Raw genomic sequence first — 24582 nt, 5'->3', positions numbered from 1 at the left:
CGCTTCGGTCACTCGGAAGACAAGACAACCGTGAGGATCCGTCGCAGGCTCATGGCCACAGACGCCGGGGCGTTCACCGGCGACTGCCCCGCGGCAGCCTCCGCCACTGCCTCGCTGAGACCCGTTATGGTGTCCTTCGCTTCGGCCAGGCGACTGGCGAGTTCACCGGATTCCTTGTCCCGCCAGTGATCCACAACGGCCGCCACGGCTTCCAACGAGTCGGATAGATTGCCCACCACGGCGTCCGGGATTATTGTGCCGGCGTCCTTTTCCCAGATAGCGCTTGCCAGGACATCGGTGATGTCCTGGACGTGGAAAGTGAGCCGCTCCAGCGTCCGCAGTTCGGCCAGGTCTCCCGGCAGGCGGCTCGCCCGACGGCGGGACCTCGGGTTCGCTTTGGCGCTCAGCTCAGCCTGGTGAACCGCAGTTCGGACGGCTGCGGCCGTTAGGGACAGTTCGTCGCTGCGGCTGGCCCAGGCCTCGTGGTTGGGTGGCCAGGACTCCTGCATTGCCTTTGCCATGTCCTTGAGCTGTCGGGACAAGGCGCCTTGGTGGCCGGCGATTGCGGGGTCGATGTCGTCCAAGTGCAACGGCGGGAAGATCAGCCAATTCACTGCGAAGCCCACCGCCACGCCCAACGCCATCTGGAGCACGTACGCAAAGGAGAAACCCTCGGCATTTGAGTCGCCCAGCACCAGGACGAACAACGCGGCCATGGGAATCCACTCTGAGGCCGTGCCCAGCCGGGGGAGGCCGCCGATCAGCACACCAAGTCCCACCACCACGGCAACGGCCAAAGCGGTGGGCGCGGCCACCGTGGTGATGGCGAAGGCCATGCCGATGCCCAGGACCAGCCCCGCCAAGCTCTGCAACCCATGCTTTGCAGAGTCCGCAACCGTGGGGTGCATGCTGACCAGGGCACCCAACGGGGCGTAGTAGGGATAGGCGGCAGCAGACCCTGGCATGAAGGGCGCGAGGTACCAGGCCAAGCCGGCAGCGACCGCTGTCTTGGCGGCGAAGAGGAGGCGGTGGCGTGTGACGGTTTTTCGAAGCGCGGGGATCAGCCGTCGCCTTGAGGGCAGTTGGCTCATCAAGTCAACGTTCGCAGGTCTGCCCTCGCCTGTCGAGCGGAGGCAGGCAAACGTGCGCCGGATCATCCCTCAGGACGTCAGCGCACCTCGAGGATCAGCTGCAGCAAACGGGCGGCGGCAGGGCGGGCGGCGTGCTCCTCGGCCCATTGCGCACGGGCCAGTGCCTTGCTGACGGCTTGGGTGGTGATGCCGAGCTCCTGCGCCACGGCCTTTTGCTGGCCTCGGACGCCCGGTGTCAGAAGGTCAAGGACCCGCCACTCCGCGGCACTGCGGTGTTGCACTATATGCCCCAGAAGGCGCAATACTGCTTCCGCTTCCGAGGCGAGGGTAGCCAGGGGGCCGTCTACCGCCACCGGGATCCGTTCTTTGCCGTTGCGCAGCCGGTCCACTGCCCGGCGGGCATACACAAGGCCGTGCCCGGAGGCATCCTTGACCAGATTGGGCAGGGGCTCGTTAATGGGACCGACGCCGATCCCCACGTACCATTGGCCGGTCCGGAGTGCGATCAGGGCTGTTTCAACAGCTTGGTGGCTGGACTCGACTATGCCCTGCACCTCGTCCTCAACCGAGCGGTCAAAGTCGAGCCGCGCGGGGATGTGGCGCAGGTCCTTGAGGAGCTGCGGCACAAGATCGCCGTCGCGGCGACTGTCGCGTTGGTTGATGGTCAGAGTGAACATAGTGGATCACATGCTACCGGCTGGTAGGCGGTCTGCAAGGGCTTGAGTTGCCTGTTACTTAGTCCAGCGCGGTGCGTTGGGTGACGACGACGGCGGGCAACGCCCCCGCCGCAACGCGCCGGGCGTCGGGCTTTCCGGCCTCGTGCATGGCTGCGGCAATGACGCGTACCAACGGTGCGGGATCGTCATCGGAGGCAAATATCCAGAACGTGCCGCGGGCCTGGAAAACGACCGCGTTCTTGCCCCCGGCGCCCAAGGAAACCTTCCGGCGTGCCACAAGGCGTCATTCAGGATCGGTGCCGTCTGCCGTGGTCACGGCCCTGATGGTCCCCGACGGGATGTCGCCCCAGGGAATCACCAACAGGGTGTGTTCCTGTGAGTATTTAGCCACCATCCCGTGATCGAACACCAGAATTTTCCGGAAGCTGCCCAGGAAGGTCATGGACCACAGAACCAAGCCCGTCAGGATGCTGGTCACCACAAAGAAGGTGGGATCGCTGAAGTGTCCGGCTTGCCGCGTTGAGCGGATAGGGCTGACGAACTCGGCGATGGCCCCGAAGACAAACCCCACCATCAAGCAAGGGGCCAGGACTTTCCAGAAGATGCGCCGCGAAGACGCTACGTAGCGGAGTTGCCCAAGCTCGGGTCCGAGCTTCCGCTCAACCCGGCGAACCAGCCAGTTACGGCCGCGCATCCGGGCGCTGGCCATAGAGGTTGGGCAGGTTCTGCCGTTCGGCTTCAGCTGCCTGTTCAGCGGCAACAGCCTTCGGATCGGGAACGGGCTGCTGGCCTTGCGCCACCCCGGAACGACGATCGATCGCAGCGAACTTCGGGTCCCACGTATCGCCCCCGCCGCCACTGAACGCCGACGCGATAACCATCACCACGAAGAACGGGAAGAAGGACCAGCAAACGGCGCGCCATCCGCCCAACCAAGCCCCCGCCGTCGTGCCGTCCTTGATCCGAACGGAACGCATGCCCGCAGCGGCGTCACCTGCACTGCCGGCGGTACCCCAGATCATGCCGTAAACGAACAGGCCAACGAACCAGAGAACAACGTAGAGCGTCAGCCAGAAACCGTCGTTGAAGGCCAACAGCGAGCCGCTGTTCATCATGGCGTTGCGGGCTACCGCCGCGATCACTGCCACCACGGAGTAGCCCGCCAGGAACACCAACGCGTCCAGGACGCGTCCCCAGAAGTGGGCGCTTCCCGACGCTTTGACGAAGTACGCGCCGGTGTCGGTGTGGCGCCGGACCGGACGGCCGTTGGCGGCGTCCACCAGGCCGGTGGAGGTTGTGGACTTGGAAGTACTCATGAGGGGCTTTCAGCTCGACGGCGGCGGTGGGCGTGGGTGCGGATCGTCAGGCCGTGCCGGCCAGGCCGCTGAGGACGCCGGACAGGGAAGCCGCGGACGTTTCCCTTACCTCCAGCGAAACCGATTCACCGTGGACCTGCGGAGTGAGGACGTGGACGCCCGACGGGCCCGTATAGACGGTCACCGTGGGAAACTCGTTGGTATCCGAACTGAAAACCACAACATTGCTGGCGGCTTGGGTGTCGGCGAGGGCCGTTGCGGCGTACTCCTCGAATGCAGCTTCCGTATATACGGTGGGATCGGAGTCGCGGACGGCGGCGCTGTTGGGGTCCACGAACTCTGCCAGGCGCGGGGCCAGCTGGTCGCCGGTGACCACAGTGAACCCGTGCAGCCCGCCCTCGTCCACTTCCTCCAGCAGCACGCCGTCATCGTGGACGTACCCGTAAAGCCAGCGTTTGCCCGTGGACACGGTCCGTTCCACGGAGACCACAGTGCTTCCGCTGCGGCGCAGGGTCAAGGCTCCCGTGATGTCCTCGGTGGCGTGCAAACGGGAGGGCTCGGTCTCGCCCTCGAAAACTACCGGGTAGACGAGTTCCTTGGCGAGCAAGCCGCGCAAGGCGACGGCACACATCAGTTCCTTGCTGGCATCCTGTGCAGAAAGCCACGGGAGGGCCACCAATTGTTCGTGCTGGACCCCGTCCAACGCAACAATTTCTTCGTCGGTCAGTGTGGGCAGGGCTGCGCCTGTGGCGCTCGCCGTTGCCAGGACCTTGGCTGCGGCCTCAATGTCCCGCTGGGTCCATTTCATGGTGCTGGTGGTCATCCGAATATCCCTCCGACAAAGTTTCCGACTGACTTGGCGGCATTACTGACCCCGTCTGCCACCTTACTGCCTACATCCTTGGCGAAATTGCCCACTTCCTTGGCGCCGTCGGCTATGTAGCTGCCCGGATTGCGCGCGAAGTTGCTGATGGAATCCCAGTTGTCCGCTACTAGGTTCCCCAAAGCCCAGGCGCCGGCAACAATGCCCGCGCCGATCACGATGGGCGCCCCGATCGGTCCCAGCAGAGCCGCGCCGCCGGCAGTCATGAGCATGATGCTGCCGACTCCGCCCACCACGGACAACCCGCCGGCCACCCGGTCTCCCGTGCCACGCCAGCCGTCGTGCTCGGGGTTGATCATGTCGCTGATGCCGCCAACGATGTTCAGGGGTGCTGCAAGGGCTCCCGCAACCCGCAGGCCCTTGGAGAACTTGCTGGCATCCTGGAACGCCTGGCTGTACGGGATGTTGGCCTTGAGGTCCGTGATGACATCAGTGACCTTCTCGCCGTTGCGCAGGGCGGTCAAAGCATCGCGGACCACAGTCCCGCCGGCCCGCCAATTGGTGAGCACTTCACGGGTCTTGACCCATTCCGCGCGGCCCAGACTGCCGTATTTGTACGCAGTCCACAGTTGCGCGCCGAGCTCCTTGACGCCCATTCCGGTGTCGTAGACATCCTTCAGGACGCCCACCGACGTTCCCGAGCCATCATTGTGGCTGGCGAACTCCTGCTGGTTGGCGTGCTTCTTCAGCTGGCTCGCGTTCTCACGGAGCATGTTGGCGGCCTTCACCAGGCTCTGCCTGTGCTGGCTGTTCCAATCGCCCTTGAACACAGTGGCGTCGCGGCCCTGCCACGCCGTTGTTGAATTGATGGCGTTGGACAGCTGCGCGCTCTGCAGATTAATGGCGTCGGCAGCCTTCCCCATCACGCCGGCCAGACTGCGAAGCTGCGCGATGTCCGCGCCGTAGAACCCAGCCATGTGGAACCCCCTGTGTGCATGAGTCGAAAAGTCTCGTCCCAGCCTAGGCGGAGCCGCAAGCGGCCGCGATGGGGAGACATGCCCATGTGCATAAACCCCGCTTAAAGCACGACGGCGGCCGGTGGGGTTCGCGAGGAACCGCACCAGCCGCCGTCGGGGGAGAACTAGTGTGCTGCCGGAACGTAACGCTTGATGGATGCTTCCAGCTCCGCCTCGGCAGCGGCGCGGTCGCCCCAGCCTTCAGCCTTGACCCACTTGCCGGGCTCCAGGTCCTTGTAGCGCGTGAAGAAGTGCTCGATTTCCTTGATCAGGAATTCGCTGACATCGCTGACTTCCTGGATGTGGTCAAACCGTGCGTCAACGGGGACGCAGAGGACCTTGGCATCTCCGCCGCCGTCGTCGGTCATGTTGAAGACGCCGATCGGGCGGGACTCAACGATGACGCCCGGGTGCAGATCGAAGTCCTGCAGGAGCACCAGTGCATCCAACGGGTCGCCGTCTTCGCCCAAGGTGTTCTCGAAGAATCCGTAGTGCGTGGGGTACTGCATGGAGGTGAACAGGACGCGGTCCAGGCGGACACGGCCGGTTTCGTGGTCAACTTCGTACTTGACGCGCGATCCCTTGGGGATCTCGATGGTCACGTCGTGCTTCATGGAATGCTCCTTGACGGGTGTGGTGGGGCGTCGCTCCGCCGAAGCGGCCGTCACAGGTGACGGTGCCTCAGGCAGGCTGCTTAGCCCGGGGCTGGCGGCAGGCAAAAGTACAGCCGGTGCCGCCGACTACTATTGAGGATATAGCGAGAGGCCCGGGTTTCTTGAACCGGCGGGGACATTTCAGTACTGACAGGACCAAGCAACTTCCATGATGGGCGTTAAAAACGGGGATGCCCGGAAGAGGGTAACCACCGCGTGGGGGCGCTTGAGGTGGCCGTTGCTTTTGGCCGCGGTCCTGCTGTGTCTGGGTGCCCTGGTGGTGGCCGGGATGCTGCCGGAGTTCATGAGCGCACCCAAATCCTCGCCCTCGACGCCTGCGTGGCAGCAGGAACCAGGCAGCCTGTCCCAAGTCGATGGCGTGCTTCCGCTGGATGCCGAAGCTCCCGTCCCCGTGCCCGCCGAAGTTTCGAAGCTCCTCAATGGCACCTTGAAGCCGGACGGCGCGGGCAGCATCAGCGGTGTTGTCATGGATGCTTCCACGGGCCAGGTCCTCTTCGATCGCGACGCCAACGCCAACCGCATCCCGGCGTCGAACATGAAGCTGCTGACCGCCGTCGCTGCCCTCAAGGCGCTCGGGCCCGACTCGCGCTTCACCACCCGCGTGCTTGCCTCAGATGACCCTTCCACCGTGGTCCTGACCGGGGGAGGGGATGTGCTGCTGGGCGGTGCGAAGTCCGATCCTGCCGCCGTGATGGGCCGTGCCGGTCTTGCTTCGTTGGCGTCCGATACTGCGGCGTCGTTGACGAAGGCGGGGATCAAGGGCCCCATCACCGTGCGGGTGGACGATTCCCTCTTCGCCGGGGGGCCGCTGAACCCGGCGTGGAGCTTGGACGACGTCGCCGCCGGTGAGACCGCGCCCTTGTTTTCCCTCGCGCTGAATTCCGGCCGCTACTCACCCGAGGTCACCACCGGTCCGCGGCCCCAGGATTCCGCCGTCACCACAGCCCAGGCGTTCGCCGAGCAGTTGGCGGCCGCCGGCGTTCAGGTGAGTCCCGGCGTCGAACGCGGCAAGGGCGTCCCCGCCAAAGTGCTGGCTGCCGCCGAGTCGGCCACCGTCAGCGAGCAAGTGGACCTCATGCTGGAGACCTCGGATAACTTCCTCGCCGAAGCCCTGGGGCGGATGACGGCGGGCGCGTCCGGTAAGGAAACGACGTACGACGGCGCCACGGCGGCCGTGCGGCAAAGGCTGGGGGAGCTGGGAATCGCCACGGATTCGATGCAGCTGGCCGACGTTTCGGGTCTTGCTTTGGAGAACCAAGTCAGCGCCCGGCAATTTGCCGAGGTAGTCCGTGCCATCACCAGCGGGCCGGACCTTGCGTTGCGGACTGCGCTTGATGGCTTCCCGGTGGCCGGCCTGACCGGAACCCTGGGGGACAGGTATGTGGACGCCGGCACCGCCGAGGGCGCCGGGTTGGTCCGCGCCAAGACGGGCACACTCAATACGGTCATCGCATTGAGCGGCTACGTGGTGGACGCGGACGGCAGGCTGCTGGTGTTCTCTTTCATCGGCAACGGCCTCGACCCTGGTGCTGCGGGAAACAAGGTGGCGATGGACCGGTCGGCGTCGGTGCTTGCGTCGTGCGGGTGCCGGGGCTAATGCTCCGCGTGCAGCGAACTTAAGGGTTCACTGTCGGTTACGTGTGATGTGATGGACCTTATGGTGTCATCTGCCCGAGATTCGTCAGCAGGGGCCCCGTCCCTGATCAACTGGGACCTGGCTGCCTCCACGGCGGCGCGCCTTGCCCCTCCCGGCCCGGTACTGAGCCCAGGCGAGATTGGCAAGGCGGTGGAGAACCTGCGCTTCAACGCAGATATCTCCGTCCCGCACGTCCACGACATCACCGGACTCGACGCCGCGCGGGACCTGCGCGATTCTCACGTGCTGGTGGTGGACCGGGCTTCGTGGTCCAAGGCAAACACGCAGAGTTTCTCGGTGATGCTGCAGCCCGCGCTGAAGAAGATGCTGGACAGCCGCAGCGGCGTGGCCATGACCCCGGCCGCAGCTGCGGCCAGCGGCGCCATCACCGGTACGCAACTCGGTGCAGTGCTGGCATTCCTTTCCAGCAAGGTCCTCGGCCAGTACGATCCTTTCGCCGCCTTGGCCCCGGACGCCAACGTTCCTCCCGGCGGGCGCCTTCTGCTCGTGGCCCCCAACATCATCTCCGTTGAACGCGAACTCAACGTCCACCCGGACGACTTCCGCCTCTGGGTCTGCCTGCACGAGCAAACCCACAGGGTGCAGTTCGCAGCGGCGCCGTGGCTCCGGCACCACATGCTGGACGAAATCGAGAAGCTCAGCGGCAACCTGCTGGGCAATATGGATTCCCTTGTGGACCGTGCCAGTGCCGTAGCCAAGTCCTTGCGGGACCGCACCCCGTCAGAGAGCACGCCGGGCCGGGGAGCCATCCTGGATCTGCTGCAGAACCCGGAGGAAAAAGCTTCCCTGTCCCACATCACGGCAGTCATGAGCCTTCTTGAGGGTCACGCCAACGTGGTGATGGACGCGGTGGATTCGAGCATCGTGCCCTCAGTGAAGACCATCCGCCAGCGCTTCAACGAGCGCGGCAAGGACCGCGGTGTTGTGGAGAAGTTCATCCGCAACCTTCTGGGCCTCGATGCCAAGATGCGCCAGTACACGGACGGCGCCAAGTTTGTGCGCGGCGTAGTTGCAGTGGCAGGCATGGACGGCTTCAACCGGGTGTGGGACTCCGCCGAAAACCTTCCCACCGAACAAGAGATCCACGATTCCAAGCTGTGGCTTGAGCGGATGGGACTTTGAGCTTTCCTGCCAGCGGGCCTTCTGCCGGTGATGTCTCTGCCGCGGAGGTGCCCGGAAGCAAGGGTCGACGCCGGCCGGGACGTTTAGCACCGGTCGTCGGCAAGGCACGCAAACAGTTGCAGAACGCCCTGGCCGCTGCCGGCTTTCCTTCACGCGTGCTCGTGGCCTGCAGCGGTGGTCCCGATTCGCTGGCGCTCGCAGCTGTTGCGGCGTACTTTGCCAGGCGTGGCCACGTGGATGGGCGTCCGGTGACCGTGGCAGGTGTGGTGGTAGACCATCAGCTGCAGCCTGGGTCCGCGGAGGTAGCTGCCCGGACCGCGTCTGTGCTGCGCGGCTTGGGACTCTCGCCCGTGGAGGTACGCACCGTGGAGGTTGCGGCCACTGGCTTTGGGCCGGAAGCTGCCGCCCGCGATGCCCGGCACGCCGCCTTGGAATCCGCTGCGGAGGACCTTCGCTGTGAGGCGATCCTGTTGGGGCACACGCTCGACGACCAAGCCGAGCAGGTGCTCTTGGGGTTGGCCCGGGGCTCTGGAACCCGTTCCCTGGCCGGAATGAGGCCAGCCCGGGGTCTTCTCCTGCGGCCATTCCTTGGCTTGCGCCGGAATGAGACCTTGGAAATCTGCGAAGTCGAGGACCTGGATCCCTGGCACGATCCCAGCAACGCCGATCCCGCTTTCGCGCGGTCCCGGACCCGTGTGGAAGTCATGCCGGTGCTGGAGGAAAAGCTCGGACCGGGTGTTGCTGAGTCGCTGGCGCGGACGGCGGCCATCCTCCAACAGGATGCAGATTTTCTTGAGGACCTGGCCAACGAGACCTATCTCTCACTTGTCCAACGGGCAGGCGGCGATGCTTGGTTGCCCGAGGATGCCGTCCGTGAGCTGCCCGCAGCGCTGAGGTTCCGCGTCATCGCGAAAGCGGCGGCCGACGTCGGGGGTCAACAACCAGGCTACGGTCGCCTCCAAGCCGCGGAAGCGCTGCTTCGCAGGCAAGGCTCGGCTGGACCCGTGGAGCTTCCCGGCCACGTCAGCGTGTACCGCCTGTCCCTTAGCGATTTGGAGCAGGAACGGTCTGCTTCCCCTGGTCCCGCGGCTGCCGCTGCAGGGCCTGATTCGGCCCAGGCCGGTCCCCGCGAAGCCGCGCGCTGTGGGAAGCTAGTATTCCGGCATCAGAAACCGTCCCAACAGTAGCCGCACCCCGAGCATCAAAACAGGAGCCATTGGTGGATTCAAACGACGTCCAGGCAGATCTCAAGCACGTTCTTTACACCAAAGAGCAGATCCAAACGCGCATCGCGGAACTCGCGGCGCAGATCGATAAGGACTACGAAGGCCGCGACATCCTCATAGTCGGTGTCCTCAAGGGTGCCGTCATGGTCATGGCTGACCTGGCTCGCGCCCTGCACAGCCACGTGAGCATGGACTGGATGGCTGTCTCGTCATACGGATCCGGTACCCAGTCCTCCGGTGTCGTCCGGATCCTGAAGGACCTCGATACCGACCTCATGGGCAAGGACGTTCTCATTGTTGAGGACATCATCGACTCCGGCTTGACCCTTTCCTGGCTCAAGTCCAACCTCGAGTCCCGTGGTACTGCGAGTGTTGAGATCTGCACGGCTTTCCGCAAGCCGACCGCGGCCAAGGTTGAAATCGACGTCAAGTACGTCGGCTACGACATCCCCAACGAATTCGTGGTCGGCTACGGCCTGGACTACGCCGAGAAGTACCGCAACCTGGACTTCGTGGGCACCCTGGCCCCGCACGTTTACGAGTAAACCCCTTCTTTTCCGGCCTTTCCCGCCCCGCCGCGCCCCTTTCCGCCTTTCGCACCCATAACCTCCGGTGCGCTTGACGGAAACAGGCGCGGCGTTGGCACTTAAGGGGTGCGCCCGGCGGGAAGGGGTGAGCCCGGCACAAGAGGGTGCGCCCGGCACGGAAGGGGTTCGCCCGGCACAAGAGGGTGCGCCCGGCGCGGAAGGGGTTCGCCCGGCACAAGAGGGAGCGCCCGGCACAAGAAGGAGCGCCCGGCGCGGAAGGGGTGCGCCCGGCACAACAGGGAGCGCCCGGTGCGAATAGGGAGCAAACGGCGCGAAGAATGGCTCAGCTGGAGGCGTCGAGCCTGGGCGAGTGCCCCGAAGCCGGGCTAAACTGAACCATGAGCCGCGCCCGTCTGCGTCTCCTCCTTCTTACTTGGTTCGTCGTCCTGGCGACTCTCCTTGTGGCCTGCACGCCCCCGGCCGTAGTCCACGAGGCCGCCACCAATGCGCCGATCACGAATTCTTCCGCCGGGCCAGATGCGGGGACCAATCCCTCTGGCGGGCCGACGGTGCCCTCGTCTGGCGGGCAAAGTGTGCTCCCGTCCGGTGCGTCTAGTGCGCCTTCTTCTGCTGGACCGGATGCGGGCAATGCTGCGACGACTCCCGGCCGGACGTTGCCCCCAACTCCGCTACCGGTTCCTGTGCCAGCCCCAGTCGCCCAGGCGTTCGCACTCGACCTCTACCAGGAGGGCGACTTCGTTCCGCAATACACCTTCGACTGGTGCGTTGCGGCGAGCATCCAGATGGCGCACAACCTCGTCGACGACACAGGCGGCGGCACGTGGGCCGACCGCGCTCAGCAGGCCCAGTTGTGGGAGATGGCCCGGGCGAGATCCTCCGACTCCTTCAACGGGGCCAACCCCTTCGGCTGGGCGCAGGTACTGACTGAGGTTGGCATGGGGCCCTACTCGGTGGTCAGCATCCCCGATTTCCAGGATGCGATCCGGACCGCAGCCAAGGCCATTGCCGAAACAGGCCGGCCCGTGGGGCTGGTGATGTGGAGCGGCCGCCACGCGTGGGTAATGAGCGGGTTCGAATCGCTCGGCGATCCGCACCAGTTCCCGGAGTTCGCAGTCACCGGCATCCACGTCATGGATCCGCTCTACCCTTACGGCAGCGGGCAGTGGGGTCCGTCGCCCGCGCCCGACACCCTGCTCACCCCCGAGCAGTTGGCTACGCAGTTCGTGGTCCGAGAGCCGCGTCGTTGGAGCAGCAGCCTGCCTGCCGGATACCTGCTCGTACTGCCGCAGGCTAAGCCCTAACCAATCATTCCCTCGCGCCCTAGCGTTCGCCTGCACCAGGTTCCGCCGTTCGCCACCGCAACTACTGGTGCGCCCAGCGATAGCGGGTGCGGGGTTGGTGTTGCATGGGGTGGGTGCAGGGTTCGCGTTGAGGGGGACCGTACAGGGAAGCGGGTGCGGGATTCGCGTTGTACGGGTGGGCTGAGGGGAGCGGCGGGCTGGCGATGAAGGGGCGCGCCCAGGAGGAGCGCCATTCACAGTCAGGCCGCCCTTAGGGACCGGAGCCCACCATCATTCAAGATTTGGGAGAACATCCGTGGATTCATCATGTCGGCCCAATCCCAACGAACAACAGTAAGGCCCAACGCACGCAAACCGTTCTCACGGGCCTTTTCGGACATAACTACCTGCTGGATGGTCTGGTTTCCTCGTAATTTGTTCCGAAGGTATTTTCCTGCCCCATCGAATTCCCCCACCAGGTCGAGTTCAGGCCACCAGAAGTCTGTCCGGGCGGTACGACCGTTTCTCAACGTGAAAGAACCCTGAAGCCTGGGCACCGGGAAATTCAGCATGATCATGTGGGCTCGGCTCATGGATTCGCCGACCGATTCGGACCTGTCAGTGGACATTTCGATAATCCTTTTGGCTTGTGTTTGTTTGGACATACTGGTGAGCCGGGAAACGGCGGCAGCCAGATCGGCCGTGTCTGCCGGTGGACCCCAGGCTGTGTCCTTGTTCCAGTCGCCAATGTCAGGAGCTCCGCCATCGCGGCCTTCGCGCAAAGGCAGCTTCCTCCGGCTCGAGTCAATAACGGCCAATGCTTCGCCAAATTTCAATCTGCTGGCGAGCTCCACGGCTGTACGGTGTTTGTCCGTAACGCGAAAGTCACCGACTTGGGCGACCCCTTCGTCAGTTGATCCGAGAGTCCGCCGCACGCCGTGCTTGGACCGGCCACCGTTCGGATCTTCCGTGACCGTGCAGAGGTGATCCGGAACGCCAATCACGCCCAATCCCCAAAGCAGCCCGGCCGTCTGGAGATTAAAAGTTGGGGGTGTGATCGTCGTATTGACCAGCGCGGCAGCCCTAAGTCCGTGGCGCTCGCGGTCGGTTATCTGCGCCCAGTAGCCAGCCCGGACGTACACCCCGCGGCGTACTCGGACGATTTCACCTCGTTTGCAGCGTTTTGCGAGAAGGCGTGGGTCCTGTCCGATCCGTGTAACTTCCGACGCGAGTATGAGCTCCGTATTTGCCATGAATCAAGGCTTTCAACATCGCATCAAGTCCACCACCGGAAACCCGGCGTATGTGGATAAAGCGGCGCGACGACTGCCACGAAGCCACAATGTCCGTGCCAGCCCCGCGCCACTTTCCGCCTGGCGCGCCCAGTGGTTGTTGGCTTCGCACCCTTACTCAGCCTGCGCACCAGTGGTTACGGGTGCGCGCGGCGCGAACGGGTGCGCCGCACCAGTGGTTACGGGTGCGCCCGGCGCGAAGGGGTGCGCGGCAGCTGAGTGGAGCCTGCGCACAAGTGGTTGCGGGGGCGCGCGGCGCAAGGGGTGCGCGGCAGCTGGGTGGTGGTCCCGCACCGGTCGTCACGGGGGCGCGCGGCGCGAGGGGGTGCGCGGCAGCTGAGTGGAGCCTGCGCACCAGTGGTTGAGGGAGCGAGGGGGTGCGCGGCGCGAACGGGTGCGCTGCAGCTGAGGGGAGGTCCCGCGCCACTTTCCGCCTGGCGCGCCCAGTGGTTGTCGGCTTCGCACCCTTACTCAGCCTGCGCACCAGTGGTTACGGGTGCGCGCGGCGCGAACGGGTGCGCCGCAGCTGAGTGGAGGTGCGCCCGGCGCGTACGGTAGCGCCGCCGCCAATCCGCACCAAGAAACCCTGTCCTGTCGCCCCGGACGCGAGTATCCTGTGTACGCCCAGAGGGAACTTTTGGACTTTCCGGTGCGTGAATTACTGGGAACGGTGTATAGCTTGAAACTGAAGCAGCACCACTCGCGCGCAGAAGTTGCGCCTAGCAGCACTACCAGGAGGGACGGGGCCAAACCCCGATCAGATGAAAGCTAAGAGTTTCTTCAAGGGCCCGGGCATCTGGATTGTTGTCGTCGTTGGCTTGCTCCTGGTGGCATTCGCAACACTGGCGCCGGGCGGTTCTACTCGCATTGACACCAAGGACGGCCTCGATCTCCTTTCCCAAAGCGGCAAGGTTGAGCAAGCCAAGATTTTCGACGCCGAGAATCGCGTTGACCTGGTACTCAAGGACAACCTGAACCTGGATGGCCAGGACAAGGGCAAGAACGTTCAGTTCTTCTACGTCACGGACCGCGGTCCGGATGTTGTGAAGGCTGTAACAAACGCAAACCCGGACAAGGGCTTTACGGACCAGCCGGTGGAGAACAACTGGTTCTCCGGCCTGTTCTCCCTGCTTATCCCGGTGCTGCTGCTCGGTGTCCTGTTCTGGTTCCTGCTTTCCCGCATGCAGGGTGGCGGCTCCAAGGTCATGCAGTTCGGCAAGTCCAAGGCCAAGCTGGTCAACAAGGACATGCCACAGGTGACCTTCTCGGACGTCGCAGGCGCTGAGGAAGCCGTGGAGGAACTCCAGGAAATCAAGGAATTCCTCGCAGAACCCGCCAAGTTCCAGGCCGTTGGTGCCAAGATCCCCAAGGGTGTGCTGCTCTACGGCCCTCCGGGCACCGGTAAGACACTCCTGGCCCGCGCTGTTGCGGGTGAGGCTGGGGTTCCCTTCTTCTCCATCTCCGGCTCCGACTTCGTTGAAATGTTCGTCGGTGTTGGTGCTTCCCGTGTTCGCGACCTCTTCGAACAGGCCAAGGCTAATTCGCCGGCCATCATCTTCGTGGATGAAATCGACGCCGTTGGCCGTCACCGTGGTGCCGGTATTGGCGGCGGCAACGACGAACGCGAGCAGACCTTGAACCAGCTCCTCGTGGAGATGGACGGCTTCGACGTCAAGACCAACGTCATCCTCATCGCTGCCACTAACCGTCCGGACGTGCTTGACCCCGCCTTGCTGCGCCCGGGCCGTTTCGACCGCCAGATAACTGTGGAAGCCCCGGATATGATCGGCCGCGAGCAGATCCTCAACGTCCATGCCAAGGGCAAGCCGATGGCACCCGGCATCGATCTGAGGGCTGTTGCCAAGAAGACGCCCGGCTACACGGGTGCGGATTTGGCCAACGTTCTGAACGAGGCTGCACTGCTGACCGCCCGTTCCAATGCCAACCTGATTGATGACCGTGCTCTGGACGAGGCGATCGACCGCGTTATGGCCGGCCCGCAGAAGCGCAGCCGCGTCATGAAGGAACTCGAGCGCAAGATCACGGCGTACCACGAAGGTGGCCACGCACTGGTGGCTGCTGCGTTGCGCAACTCCGCCCCGGTCACCAAGATCACCATCCTGCCCCGCGGCCGTGCGCTTGGTTACACCATGGTGATTCCCGAGGACGACAAGTACTCGATCACCCGCAATGAACTCCTGGACCAGATGGCCTACGCCATGGGTGGCCGTGTCGCTGAGGAAATCGTGTTCCACGACCCCTCCACCGGTGCCTCCAATGACATCGAGAAGGCCACGTCCACGGCCCGGAAAATGGTCACGCAGTACGGCATGAGCGAACGCGTTGGCGCTGTAAAGCTTGGCCAAGGCGGCGGAGAGCCGTTCCTGGGCCGCGACGCCGCGCAGGAGCGCAACTTCTCGGACCAGATCGCCTATGTGGTGGATGAGGAAGTGCGTCGCCTGATCGACCAAGCACACGACGAGGCATACGCCATCCTCACGGAAAACCGCGACGTCCTGGACCGTTTGGCCTTGGAGCTGCTGGAGCGGGAAACCCTGAACCAGCAGGAGATCGCCGAGATCTTCCACGACATCCGCAAGCGCGATTTCCGCGAGATCTGGTTGTCCAAGGAGTCCCGCCCGGTCCAGTCGATTCCGCCGGTGGAAAGCCGCGCTGAGAAGGCCGAACGCCAGGCCCAGGAGGAAGCCAAGAAGGCCCGCTTGGACGAGCCGCTGGACGTCGTCGCCCCGCATGCACAGGGTGTCAGCAGCCAGGACTCCTTCCAGGCGCCAAAGCCCGACGCCGGCAACGACTCTCCGCTTCACGGCTAAGCTTTCTGCTGTGACTCATTTAGACGACGACGACCTCGCCGCCGCCCACGATCCTGCCGCAGGCTCCAAGCATGGCTACAAGGTGGACCGCCCGCGCATTGAAGCGGCCGTCCGAGAGATCCTTCTGGCGATCGGCGAGGACCCCGACCGCGGAGGCCTCCTGGACACGCCCAAGCGCGTTGCGAAGGCCTATGCCGAGGTCTTCGCAGGGCTGCACCAGCACCCCGCGGATGTCCTCTCCACCACGTTCGACCTCGACCATGAAGAGCTTGTCCTTGTGAAGGACATTCCCTTCTACTCGACGTGCGAGCATCACCTGGTTCCGTTCCACGGAGTCGCGCATGTCGGTTACATTCCGTCACATGACGGCAAAGTGACCGGGCTTAGCAAGCTGGCGCGGCTGGTTGATATCTATGCGCGCCGGCCCCAGGTGCAGGAGCGCCTTACTACGCAGATCGTCGAAGCGCTCGTGAAGCACCTCAACCCGCGGGGGGCGATTGTCGTCGTCGAGTGTGAACACATGTGCATGTCCATGCGCGGCATCCGCAAGCCCGGCGCGAAGACCGTCACCAGCGCGGTGCGCGGTCAACTCCATGACCCGGCCACCCGCGCCGAGGCCATGAGCCTCATACTCGGAAGGTAAGCAATATATGGATTCCCTCGCTGCAGCACCCGGAACCGGCCCGGCCACAAGCCCGCTGCCGATTCTCCGCAAGCCGCGGCCGGCGGCCAGGTTCGAGGACCTGCCAACGGACCGCACGCTCGTCATGGGAATCCTCAACGTCACCCCTGATTCGTTCAGCGACGGCGGCTCCCACCGGACGGCCGATTCGGCCATCGCGCTTGGGTTGCGCATGTTCTACGCCGGCGCGGACATCGTTGATGTCGGCGGGGAATCCACGCGCTCCGGCGCTGAACCTGTTTCCCCCGAAGAAGAACAGCGCCGGGTCATCCCGGTGATCGAGGCCCTGGTGAAGGCCGGTGCCCTGGTCAGCATCGACACCATGCACGCGTCCACGGCGGCTGCGGCCATCGAGGCAGGTGCCGCCATCATCAACGATGTTTCCGGCCTGACCATCGAACCGGGCATGCCCGAGCTCGTGGCCCGAACCAAAGTGCCGTACATTCTCACGCACCGCCGTGGCGACGCCCGGACCATGGACAGCCTGACGGACTACAACAACGTCACCGAGGACGTCGTGGCTGAACTTAGCGGCGTCCGGGACAAGCTGTACGCGGCAGGCGTAGCCCCGGAGCAGATCATTGTTGATCCGGGCTTGGGCTTTTCCAAGAACGAGGACCAGAATTGGGAGATCCTCAAGAACCTGGACCAGCTGTTCGGGCTGGGCCATAAGGTGATGGTGGCTGCCTCCCGCAAGCGGTTCCTTGGTTCTCTTCTGACCGTCGCCGGAAAGTCGGCTGCTCCCTTGGAAAGGGACGCAGCGACAGCCGCCATAACTGCCCTTAGCGCCAGGAACGGCGCTTGGGCTGTACGCGTCCACGACGTCGGCCCCAGCCTTGACGCCGTCAAGGTCGCCGCCCGTATCGCCCGCTGATTGGAATTCGCTGTGGACAGGATCACGCTGACCGGCGTCACCGCCGTCGGTTATCACGGGGTGTTCGATTTCGAACGCCGTGACGGTCAACCCTTCGTGGTGGACGCCGTGCTCCACACGGATTTCACCAAGGCTGCCCAGACCGATGACCTCCAGTACACAGCGCACTACGGTGAAGTGGCCGAGCTGATCACCAAGTACATCGAGGGCGAGCCCTTGAACCTCATTGAGGCGTTGGCTGTCAGGATCGCCGAGGGCATACTGGCCAACTACCACGTGGCGGCAGTCGACGTGACGATCCACAAGCCCAAAGCCCCAATTGAGGTGCCGTTTGGGGACGTCACCGTCAGCGTCCACCGGGAGCGATCATGATGTCCGGCTATACCAAGGCCATCCTGGCGCTCGGCAGCAACCTCGGGGAGCGCAACGACACCCTGTCCACGGCTGTCGCCGATCTTGTCGACCCACCGGACATCAGGCTCCTGGGCGTGTCACCCGTCGTTCAGACCAAGGCTGTGGGCGGGCCAGAGGGCCAGCCGGATTTCCTGAACATGGTCATGGCTGTGGAAACCACATTGACTCCGTTGGAGTTGCTGAAGCACTGCCACGACGTAGAACAGAAGCACCACCGGGTACGCGAAGTCCGTTGGGGTCCCCGGACTCTGGATGTGGACATCGTGGTGTTCGGTGACTTGGTGAGCGATGACCCCGTCCTCACCCTTCCGCACCCGCGGGCTGCGGAGCGCGCATTCGTCCTCTACCCCTGGTCCTTGTTGGAAGCGAACGCCGAACTGAACGGCAAGAGTGTTGCCGAACTTGCCGCCGTCGCCGATGACATGCCGGATATCCGTCGTTTCGACGGTTTTGGCGACGTAGCGGGCGTCCCAGCCACGGGAGCGGTGGAGTAGCCATGAAAGCCATGCGCCCGGTGGTTCTGCTGATCATCGCCGTCGTCGCTGCCGTCATTGGCTGGTTGGCCACAACAACCACCAACCGTTTCAACATGCCCACGCCGGTCCTGCCGGTTTCTGCCCTGGTGACCATGGGCGTCATCGCCGGGCTCACGCTGTTCATGGGTGTCCGTGTCCTGCGTTGGCGGAACGGCAAGAAGAAGAACATGCTGAACCCGATTCTGGCGGCAAGGACACTGATTCTGGCCCAGGCCTGCGCCTACGCCGGGACGCTTCTCCTGGGTTGGCATGCCGGGATTTCCTTGGACCTTCTGCGAGTCGGCGGCCTTCGGGGCGGTGAGGGCATTCTGTGGAACGCCCTGCTCATGGGCGGCGGCGGTGTGGTGATGGTGGTGGTCGGACTGGTTGTGGAGCGATTCTGCCGGATCCCCCCGGAGGACTTCGAGGGTGGAAGCGCCGGACCGGAAACGCGTCGCGGGGAAACCAAGGGCGAAGGCGAATATGCATACCGCGGCGATTGATCCTCCCGGTGTCCAGTGGCTGAGGGTCTCCCCGAAGTACGTCACGGTTCGTTTGGTTGAGTGGGCAATCGGCAATTTGCTGATGGTGGCCATCCTTAGCCTCCCCCTGGTTTTCGTGCTGCTCGGATGGTGGAGGTGGCCGCCGCTGTGGCTGGCCATTACCGTCCCTGCGGTCATGTTTGTCCTTGCGCTGTGGCGGCTGGTGCTGATCCCGCGCCAGGTCCGTGCCATTGGTTACGCGGAGCGCGACGACGATCTCCTTATCCGCCGCGGCATTTTCTTCCAGCGGACCATGGTGGTTCCTTATGGACGCATGCAGTACGTGGATGTGGCAGTTGGACCAGTAGAGCGCGGCCTGGGGCTGTGCACTTTGAAACTTCATACGGCTTCCGCCGGAACGAACGCCCACCTGCCAGGCCTCCCCGCTGAGGAAGGCGCCCGGTTGCGCGAGCAGCTTTCGGCACGCGGAGAAGCCAGGCTGGCCGGGCTGTGAGCCCGGAGGGTAGCGCGGTTCCGAGCATCCCCGCCAAAACCGTCGACGGCGATTGGCAGCGCGTCCACCCGGCGTCGCCGTTCGTTCGCGGCTGGGTGGCGCTGGCCGCCGTCGGGTATTTCTTTGGCCGTGACGCTTTCGAGCGCATGCTGCAGGGCAGGGAATTCCTGGACCCGAACCTCAACGGCCGTGTTCCGTGGCTGTTGGCGGGCGGCGGTCTGGTGCTGCTCCTTACTGTGGGCGGCTTCATTCTCAGCTGGTACTTCACGCGTTATCAAGTAGCCGAGGGCTACGTCCGTGTGAATACGGGGTTCCTGTTCAAGCAACAGCGCCAGGCCCGTTTGGACCGCATTCAAGCCATCGACATTGTGCAGCCGCTTCTGGCGCGGATCTTCGGCTTGGCGGAGCTCAAGTTTGAAGTGGCCGACGCCGGCGAGTCGGCTGTGAGGCTTGCTTTCCTGCCGCTCGCCCAGGCCAAGAAGTTGCGCGCCACGATCCTGGCCCGCGCAGCCGGCGTAGTGACCGGGCCGGAGACGGTAGAGGAAATCCCGGAGGCTCCGGAGCAGGTGGTCCTGTCCGTGCCGCCGTCCCGGCTCATCGGATCCCTGCTGCTGAGCGAGCAGACCATTGCAATCTTGCTCGGTGCCGCCGCCTCCGTAGCGATCTCCGCCTATACCGAGAACAACGCCATTTTCCTTGCCCTCATCCCTGCCATCCTGGGTATCGGCGCCGCCTACTGGAGCTCCTTCAACAAGGGCTACAACTTCACCGCGGCCATTTCGCCGGACGGCATCCGCATGCGTTATGGCCTGCTGGACACCCAGGCGCAGACCGTGCCGCCGGGGCGGATCCAAGCCGTCAAGGTCACCCAGCCTCCTATCTGGAGGATCTTCGGCTGGTACCGGATGCACGTGAATGTGGCCGGCTATGGCGGTGTGGCCGGGAACGAGAACGCTGCCCGCACCACGCTGCTGCCAGTGGGACTGAAGCCGGACGTTATGCGGATGCTGTCCCTGGTCCTGCCGGATCCGGGCGTCGATGACCCGCTACGGGTTTTCACTGCAGGGCTGGAGGGATTGGCCCCTGTTGGCGGGGCTGAATCTGGCACTCCCGGCGATGGCTTCGTTACGACTCCTCGACGCGCACGGTTGCTGGCCCCGCTGGGCTGGCGACGCAACGGTTTCCTTGCCACTGAAACGGCCCTGCTGGTCCGATCCGGCCGGTGGTGGCGGACGCTGGTGCTCATTCCACACCAGCGAACACAGTCCATGGCCTTGCAGCAAGGTCCTCTGGCGAGGCGTTTCGGCGTGGCTGACTTGGTCTTGCACACCACTGCCGGACCCGTGGCTCCCCGGCTTTACCAGGCTGGGGTCGGGCAGGCTGTGGACCTCTTCGACCAACAAGCCGCCCGGGCCCGCGAAGCCCGGAAACGGCAGACCAGCGAGCAATGGCTGGCGCAAGTAGCGCCCGAGATTGCCGCAGCACCCCCGGCGCCCGAGCAACCCCGGACAACACCACAGCAGGAGGATCAGCACCATGGCTAGGCCAGGACGACTCGGAGTTGGCATCATCGGCGCCGGCAAGGTGGGTGCCGTCCTTGGTGCCGCGTTGCGCTCGGCCGAGCACGCCGTCGTCGGGGTTTCCGCGGTTTCCGAGGCCAGCCGGGAGCGAGCCGAGAACCTGCTGCCCGGGGTTCCGGTCCTGGAAATCCAGGACATCGTGGAGCGATCCGAGCTTGTCCTCCTGGCTGTTCCGGACGACGCCCTCGGCGAGCTGGTGGCGGGACTGGCCAAGCTTGGAGCCTGGCAGCCCGGTCAACTGGTGGCGCACACATCAGGTCGCTTCGGCGTCGGAATACTGAATCCTGTCAGGGCGGTTGGCGCGATTCCGTTGGCATTGCATCCCGCCATGACGTTCACGGGTATGAGTCTGGACCTCACCAGGCTGATGGATTGCACGTTTGGCGTCACAGCGGATGCGGCCATGCTGCCGATTGCCCAGGCCCTGGTGGTTGAGATGGGGGCAGAGCCGGTTGCCATTGCCGAGGCCGACCGCACCCTCTACCACGCAGCCCTGGCGCACAGTTCGAATCACTTGGTGACCCTCGTGGCGCAGGCATCACAGATGCTGCGGGAGATCGGCGTCGAAACTCCGGAGTCCATGCTGGGTCCGCTACTGCGGGCGACGCTGGAAAACGCGCTGGCTTCAGGTGAATCAGCCTTGACGGGACCGGTGGCGCGCGGCGACGTGGGCACCGTTTCGGCGCACGCCCAGGCGCTGAAGGAGTACGACGGCGGTGCAGGCGGCGACGTTCTGGCGGCTTACCAGGCCATGGCGAAAGCTACTGCGCGCCGGGCCGCAAACCGGGGACTTCTGCGTCCCGACCAATTGACTGAGATTGACGAGGCTTTGGGAACCAACCCCGAGGCGCCGGAAGGAAACTGAACAGCATGGCCATCAAACTCGTGACCACAGCGGCCGAACTGCGTGCCGAGAGTGCCCGGCTCCTGGCTGAAAAGCAGGGGAGTTCACAGGGCCTGGTGCCGACGATGGGTGCGCTGCACTCGGGCCATGCCGCTTTGGCACGGACTGCCGTGGCGGAGAACGACGTCGTGGTGGCCACTATCTTCGTGAACCCGCTGCAGTTCGGTGACGCCGTGGACCTTGACCGCTACCCCCGGACGCTCGACGCCGACATGGCCCTGCTTGATGCCGAGGGCGTTGACCTTGTATTCGCGCCTTCCGTGGACGAGGTGTACCCCGGCGGCCAACCCTTGGTACGCGTGACCTCCGGACCGCTCGGCGACAAATGGGAGGGCGCCTCGCGCCCCGGGCATTTCGACGGCGCCTTGACGGTAGTGGCCAAATTGCTGCACTACGGACTCCCCGGGGGCGCCGCGGCGGACGGCTCGACGGCGGCCTACCGGGCCTACTTTGGCCAGAAGGACGCGCAACAGTTGACCTTGGTGAAGCGGATGGTCACGGACTTGAATTTTCCCGTGGAGATTGTTCCGGTGCCCATCGTCCGCAGTGACGACGGCCTGGCACTCTCAAGCCGCAACCGTTTCCTCTCTGACGATCAGCGCGAGGCTGCACTGGTGTTGTCGCGGGCGTTGCGTCTCATTGAGTCCCGCGCATCGGCACACGAACCCCTGGACTTGGACTCCGCCGTCGCGCTGGTTGAATCCCAGCCGCTGGTGGAACTGGACTATTTCGACGTCGTTGACCCCGTCACGCTGGAACCCCTTGCGGAGAATTGCAAGGAGACGCCGTTCCGCGGCGAAGGACTGGCCATCGTTGCCGCGAAGGTAGGGCCGGTGCGATTGATTGACAATGCACCACTAAATTCCTAACGTTTGGATTTACTGCTGACGGGAATGTCGCGGACGTTTAGACTGTTGCTGTCTTCACCGGCATCGATCGCCGGACACCAAATCCAAACCCGAGGAATCCTCATGTCTACCGACGTCACGTCCGACGCCAACGGCGAGCCTGTTTCCGGCGCGCCCGCTACCGGTGCCGCCGGCCTTAAAGAGGCAGCGTCCCCGAAAGCGCCGGTGTCGGGAAAGATGTCACGCGAATCCGTGACGGTGATCGTCACGCTGTTGGTTGCCACCTTCGTGGTGATTCTCAACGAGACCATCATGAACGTTGCACTTCAGCGGCTCATGACCGATCTCCAAGTGGATGCGGCTACGGTGCAATGGCTGGCAACGGGCTTCATGTTGACCATGGCCGTTGTCATTCCCACCACTGGCTTCATTCTGCAGCGGATGAGCACGCGCGGGGCGTTCATGCTGGCGATGGGGCTTTTCAGTGGCGGAACACTGGTGGCCGCACTGGCTCCCGGGTTCGTGGTGCTGCTGCTTGCCCGCGTCGTCCAGGCCGGCGGAACGGCCATCATGCTGCCGCTGCTGATGACCACTATCTTGACGCTGGTGCCCTTGTCCCGCCGCGGTGCTGTCATGGGCAACGTGAGCATCGCCATTTCGGTTGCACCGGCCATGGGTCCCACAGTTTCCGGCATCATTTTGGATCACTTCTCGTGGCGCTTCATGTTTGTGTTCGTGCTGCCCGTTGCGCTGGCTGCATTCGCGATCGGCGCCAAATACCTCACCAACGTGGGGGAGCGCGGCAAGACCACTCTGGACATCGCTTCCGTGATTCTGACCGTCCCGGCTTTCGGTGGACTGGTGTACGGCTTGAGCCAGATCGGCGGCTCCAACGCCGGAGTTGTCCCGGTCATTGCGTTGGTAGTTGGTGTCCTCTGCCTTGCGTTGTTCGTCTTCCGGCAGCTGAAGCTTCAGAAGTCCGACGCTCCATTGTTGGATCTGCGGGCCTTCAATTTCCGGATGTTCACCGTATCCACGCTGCTGATGGTGGTGGCCATGATGGCATTGTTCGGCGGTGTCATCTTGCTCCCGCTTTACCTCCAGAACACCTTGCACCTGCAGCCGATGGAAACGGGTCTGGCTTTGCTGCCTGGTGGCTTGGCCATGGGGTTGCTGGGACCGGTGATCGGGCGGATCTTCGACAAGGTTGGTCCCTTGCCGCTGACCGTCTCCGGCTCTGTCCTGATGGTCCTGGCGCTCTGGCAGTTCTCGCGACTGGATGAAGGCAGCGCCCTGGGCTGGGTGATCGCCCTGCACGTGACCCTGAGCCTGGGCTTGGCGCTGATCTTTACGCCTGCCTTCACCACAGGCCTGAACCCGCTGCCCCCGCACCTCTATTCGCACGGTTCGGCAATCATCAGCACGGCCCAGCAGGTCTCCGGTGCAGCTGGTACCGCGCTGCTCGTGTCCATCTACGCTGTGGTATCCGCGTCATCCGGACTGGTAGCCGGCATGCAGGCGGCATTCCTGGCGGCGACCATCATTGCGATTGGCGCCGTGGTCCTCGGTGCGATGATGCGCAAGACCGAAGGCACTGGCGGCCACTGACGAAGCCCGGGTTGGACCGGCCGGAGCGGGCCGGGAACGTGACGGTGCCTGACGCTCTCTCACTTCCCGGCCTGTTTGATCGGTCCTTCTCTCGGATTTCAATGCTGATCGACGAACGCTCTCTCACTTGGTGGGGGAGCGTTGTTGTTTCTGTTGTGGTTTTCGTGCTGCGTGCGTGCGTGCGTGCCTGCCGGGTGGTTTGGTTGGTGTTCGACGGCGGTGCCCGGCGTGGGTGCCGGGTGGTGTGATGGGGTTCACTGGGGTCTGTTTTGGCGTGGCGGGGTTTGTTGTGGGGTGTTTGGGGGTTGTTTGGCCTGTGTTTGTGCGGGTTTTGGGTGGTGTTGGGGTGGATTTGTTCCCGGGGTGGGGCGCGTGTAAAGTTATCTGAGTCGCCGCCGCTGATGCGGGAATGTTGGTGACAGACTCCCTTCAAATTGCCGGTTTCGGTAGTGCTTTTGTGTGCTGCTGGGGTGGTGCGGGAGGCCTGGGGCTGGTTTGCTTTGTGCGGCTGGTTCGGGTAAGTTTGAAAAGTTGCTCCGGAGCGATCCTGGACCCTGTGGGGGTGTGGGTGGTGCCGGTAGTGTCTGTTGTTTGAGAACTCAATAGTG

25 protein-coding genes are annotated in these 24582 nt (G+C 64.1%); 16 read left to right on the top strand and 9 right to left on the bottom strand.

Annotated features, from left to right (window positions below; all coding sequences use genetic code 11):
• Window positions 1–8: 8 nt before the first annotated feature.
• From ACFRJ9_RS08205 to ACFRJ9_RS08170, 8 genes are all read right to left on the bottom strand, one after another.
• A complete protein-coding gene (locus tag ACFRJ9_RS08205) occupies window positions 9–1091 on the bottom strand; it encodes an aromatic acid exporter family protein (RefSeq protein ID WP_377666296.1) in 1083 nt (360 codons plus the stop codon).
• Window positions 1092–1168: 77 nt separating this feature from the next.
• Complete coding sequence (locus ACFRJ9_RS08200) at window positions 1169–1768, bottom strand: hypothetical protein (protein WP_377666294.1); 600 nt, start codon at window positions 1766–1768, stop codon at window positions 1169–1171.
• Between the two features lie 58 nt (window positions 1769–1826).
• A complete protein-coding gene (locus tag ACFRJ9_RS08195; RefSeq protein WP_377666292.1) occupies window positions 1827–2045 on the bottom strand; it encodes a hypothetical protein in 219 nt (72 codons plus the stop codon).
• 6 nt (window positions 2046–2051) lie between these two features.
• The gene (locus ACFRJ9_RS08190) at window positions 2052–2477 is read right to left on the bottom strand and encodes a hypothetical protein (RefSeq protein ID WP_377666291.1); all 426 of its coding nucleotides are present in this window, start codon (window positions 2475–2477) and stop codon (window positions 2052–2054) included.
• A complete protein-coding gene (locus ACFRJ9_RS08185; protein ID WP_377666289.1) occupies window positions 2449–3084 on the bottom strand; it encodes a hypothetical protein in 636 nt (211 codons plus the stop codon). Before ACFRJ9_RS08185 ends, ACFRJ9_RS08190 begins: the two co-directional genes overlap by 29 nt.
• Window positions 3085–3130: 46 nt before the next feature.
• On the bottom strand, window positions 3131–3907 hold the full coding sequence (locus ACFRJ9_RS08180) for a hypothetical protein (RefSeq protein WP_377666287.1): 777 nt from the start codon (window positions 3905–3907) through the stop codon (window positions 3131–3133).
• Window positions 3904–4884 (bottom strand): hypothetical protein, encoded by a 981-nt coding sequence (locus ACFRJ9_RS08175; RefSeq protein ID WP_377666285.1) that lies wholly within the window; start codon window positions 4882–4884, stop codon window positions 3904–3906. Before ACFRJ9_RS08175 ends, ACFRJ9_RS08180 begins: the two co-directional genes overlap by 4 nt.
• Before the next feature lie 164 nt (window positions 4885–5048).
• Entirely contained in the window at window positions 5049–5537 is a 489-nt protein-coding gene (locus ACFRJ9_RS08170; RefSeq protein WP_024818962.1) for an inorganic diphosphatase, read from the bottom strand.
• A 211-nt stretch (window positions 5538–5748) separates the two neighbouring features.
• On the opposite strand from ACFRJ9_RS08170, the gene dacB reads away from it, so the two are divergent.
• From dacB to ACFRJ9_RS08145, 5 genes are all read left to right on the top strand, one after another.
• On the top strand, window positions 5749–7194 hold the full coding sequence (dacB, locus tag ACFRJ9_RS08165; protein ID WP_377666687.1) for a D-alanyl-D-alanine carboxypeptidase/D-alanyl-D-alanine-endopeptidase: 1446 nt from the start codon (window positions 5749–5751) through the stop codon (window positions 7192–7194).
• Window positions 7195–7254: 60 nt separating this feature from the next.
• Window positions 7255–8376: a zinc-dependent metalloprotease gene (locus tag ACFRJ9_RS08160; RefSeq protein ID WP_377666685.1), complete on the top strand. Its 1122-nt coding sequence runs from the start codon at window positions 7255–7257 to the stop codon at window positions 8374–8376.
• 116 nt (window positions 8377–8492) lie between these two features.
• A complete protein-coding gene (tilS, locus tag ACFRJ9_RS08155; protein WP_377666683.1) occupies window positions 8493–9563 on the top strand; it encodes a tRNA lysidine(34) synthetase TilS in 1071 nt (356 codons plus the stop codon).
• Window positions 9564–9595: 32 nt separating this feature from the next.
• Window positions 9596–10147, top strand: coding sequence for a hypoxanthine phosphoribosyltransferase (gene hpt / locus ACFRJ9_RS08150; RefSeq protein ID WP_011772910.1), 552 nt, complete (start codon window positions 9596–9598; stop codon window positions 10145–10147).
• Window positions 10148–10830: 683 nt separating this feature from the next.
• Window positions 10831–11451, top strand: coding sequence for a hypothetical protein (locus ACFRJ9_RS08145; RefSeq protein WP_377666283.1), 621 nt, complete (start codon window positions 10831–10833; stop codon window positions 11449–11451).
• 239 nt (window positions 11452–11690) lie between these two features.
• On the opposite strand, the gene ACFRJ9_RS08140 is transcribed toward ACFRJ9_RS08145, so the two are convergent.
• Window positions 11691–12683, bottom strand: coding sequence for a hypothetical protein (locus tag ACFRJ9_RS08140; protein WP_377666281.1), 993 nt, complete (start codon window positions 12681–12683; stop codon window positions 11691–11693).
• A gap of 800 nt (window positions 12684–13483) precedes the next feature.
• On the opposite strand from ACFRJ9_RS08140, the gene ftsH reads away from it, so the two are divergent.
• The 11 genes from ftsH (at window position 13484) to ACFRJ9_RS08085 (ending at window position 23974) form a co-directional block, all read left to right on the top strand.
• Window positions 13484–15553, top strand: coding sequence for an ATP-dependent zinc metalloprotease FtsH (ftsH, locus tag ACFRJ9_RS08135; protein WP_377666279.1), 2070 nt, complete (start codon window positions 13484–13486; stop codon window positions 15551–15553).
• 10 nt (window positions 15554–15563) lie between these two features.
• Window positions 15564–16196 carry a GTP cyclohydrolase I FolE gene (gene folE / locus ACFRJ9_RS08130; protein ID WP_377666277.1) on the top strand — a complete coding sequence of 211 codons (633 nt, stop codon included), beginning with the start codon at window positions 15564–15566 and terminating at the stop codon, window positions 16194–16196.
• Window positions 16197–16203: 7 nt separating this feature from the next.
• Window positions 16204–17109, top strand: coding sequence for a dihydropteroate synthase (folP, locus tag ACFRJ9_RS08125; protein WP_377666275.1), 906 nt, complete (start codon window positions 16204–16206; stop codon window positions 17107–17109).
• A gap of 12 nt (window positions 17110–17121) precedes the next feature.
• Window positions 17122–17481, top strand: coding sequence for a dihydroneopterin aldolase (gene folB, locus ACFRJ9_RS08120; RefSeq protein WP_377666273.1), 360 nt, complete (start codon window positions 17122–17124; stop codon window positions 17479–17481).
• Window positions 17478–18017, top strand: coding sequence for a 2-amino-4-hydroxy-6-hydroxymethyldihydropteridine diphosphokinase (folK, locus tag ACFRJ9_RS08115; protein WP_377666271.1), 540 nt, complete (start codon window positions 17478–17480; stop codon window positions 18015–18017). The genes folB and folK overlap by 4 nt, the downstream gene beginning before the upstream one ends.
• Window positions 18018–18019: 2 nt before the next feature.
• Window positions 18020–18541 carry a DUF3180 domain-containing protein gene (locus ACFRJ9_RS08110; RefSeq protein ID WP_377666269.1) on the top strand — a complete coding sequence of 174 codons (522 nt, stop codon included), beginning with the start codon at window positions 18020–18022 and terminating at the stop codon, window positions 18539–18541.
• The gene (locus ACFRJ9_RS08105) at window positions 18522–19034 is read left to right on the top strand and encodes a PH domain-containing protein (RefSeq protein WP_377666267.1); all 513 of its coding nucleotides are present in this window, start codon (window positions 18522–18524) and stop codon (window positions 19032–19034) included. The genes ACFRJ9_RS08110 and ACFRJ9_RS08105 overlap by 20 nt, the downstream gene beginning before the upstream one ends.
• On the top strand, window positions 19031–20578 hold the full coding sequence (locus ACFRJ9_RS08100) for a PH domain-containing protein (RefSeq protein ID WP_377666265.1): 1548 nt from the start codon (window positions 19031–19033) through the stop codon (window positions 20576–20578). The genes ACFRJ9_RS08105 and ACFRJ9_RS08100 overlap by 4 nt, the downstream gene beginning before the upstream one ends.
• Window positions 20571–21479 (top strand): Rossmann-like and DUF2520 domain-containing protein, encoded by a 909-nt coding sequence (locus ACFRJ9_RS08095; protein WP_377666263.1) that lies wholly within the window; start codon window positions 20571–20573, stop codon window positions 21477–21479. Before ACFRJ9_RS08100 ends, ACFRJ9_RS08095 begins: the two co-directional genes overlap by 8 nt.
• A 5-nt stretch (window positions 21480–21484) precedes the next feature.
• Window positions 21485–22387 (top strand): pantoate--beta-alanine ligase, encoded by a 903-nt coding sequence (panC, locus tag ACFRJ9_RS08090; RefSeq protein WP_377666261.1) that lies wholly within the window; start codon window positions 21485–21487, stop codon window positions 22385–22387.
• 102 nt (window positions 22388–22489) lie between these two features.
• On the top strand, window positions 22490–23974 hold the full coding sequence (locus ACFRJ9_RS08085; protein ID WP_377666259.1) for a DHA2 family efflux MFS transporter permease subunit: 1485 nt from the start codon (window positions 22490–22492) through the stop codon (window positions 23972–23974).
• Window positions 23975–24582 lie beyond the last annotated feature (608 nt).

Origin of the sequence: Paenarthrobacter sp. NPDC056912, assembly GCF_042786555.1 — a bacterium.
Classification (GTDB): Bacteria; Actinomycetota; Actinomycetes; order Actinomycetales; family Micrococcaceae; genus Arthrobacter.
The sequence above is the reverse complement of the archived record's forward strand: the minus strand, read 5'-3'. Positions and strand labels throughout refer to the sequence as shown.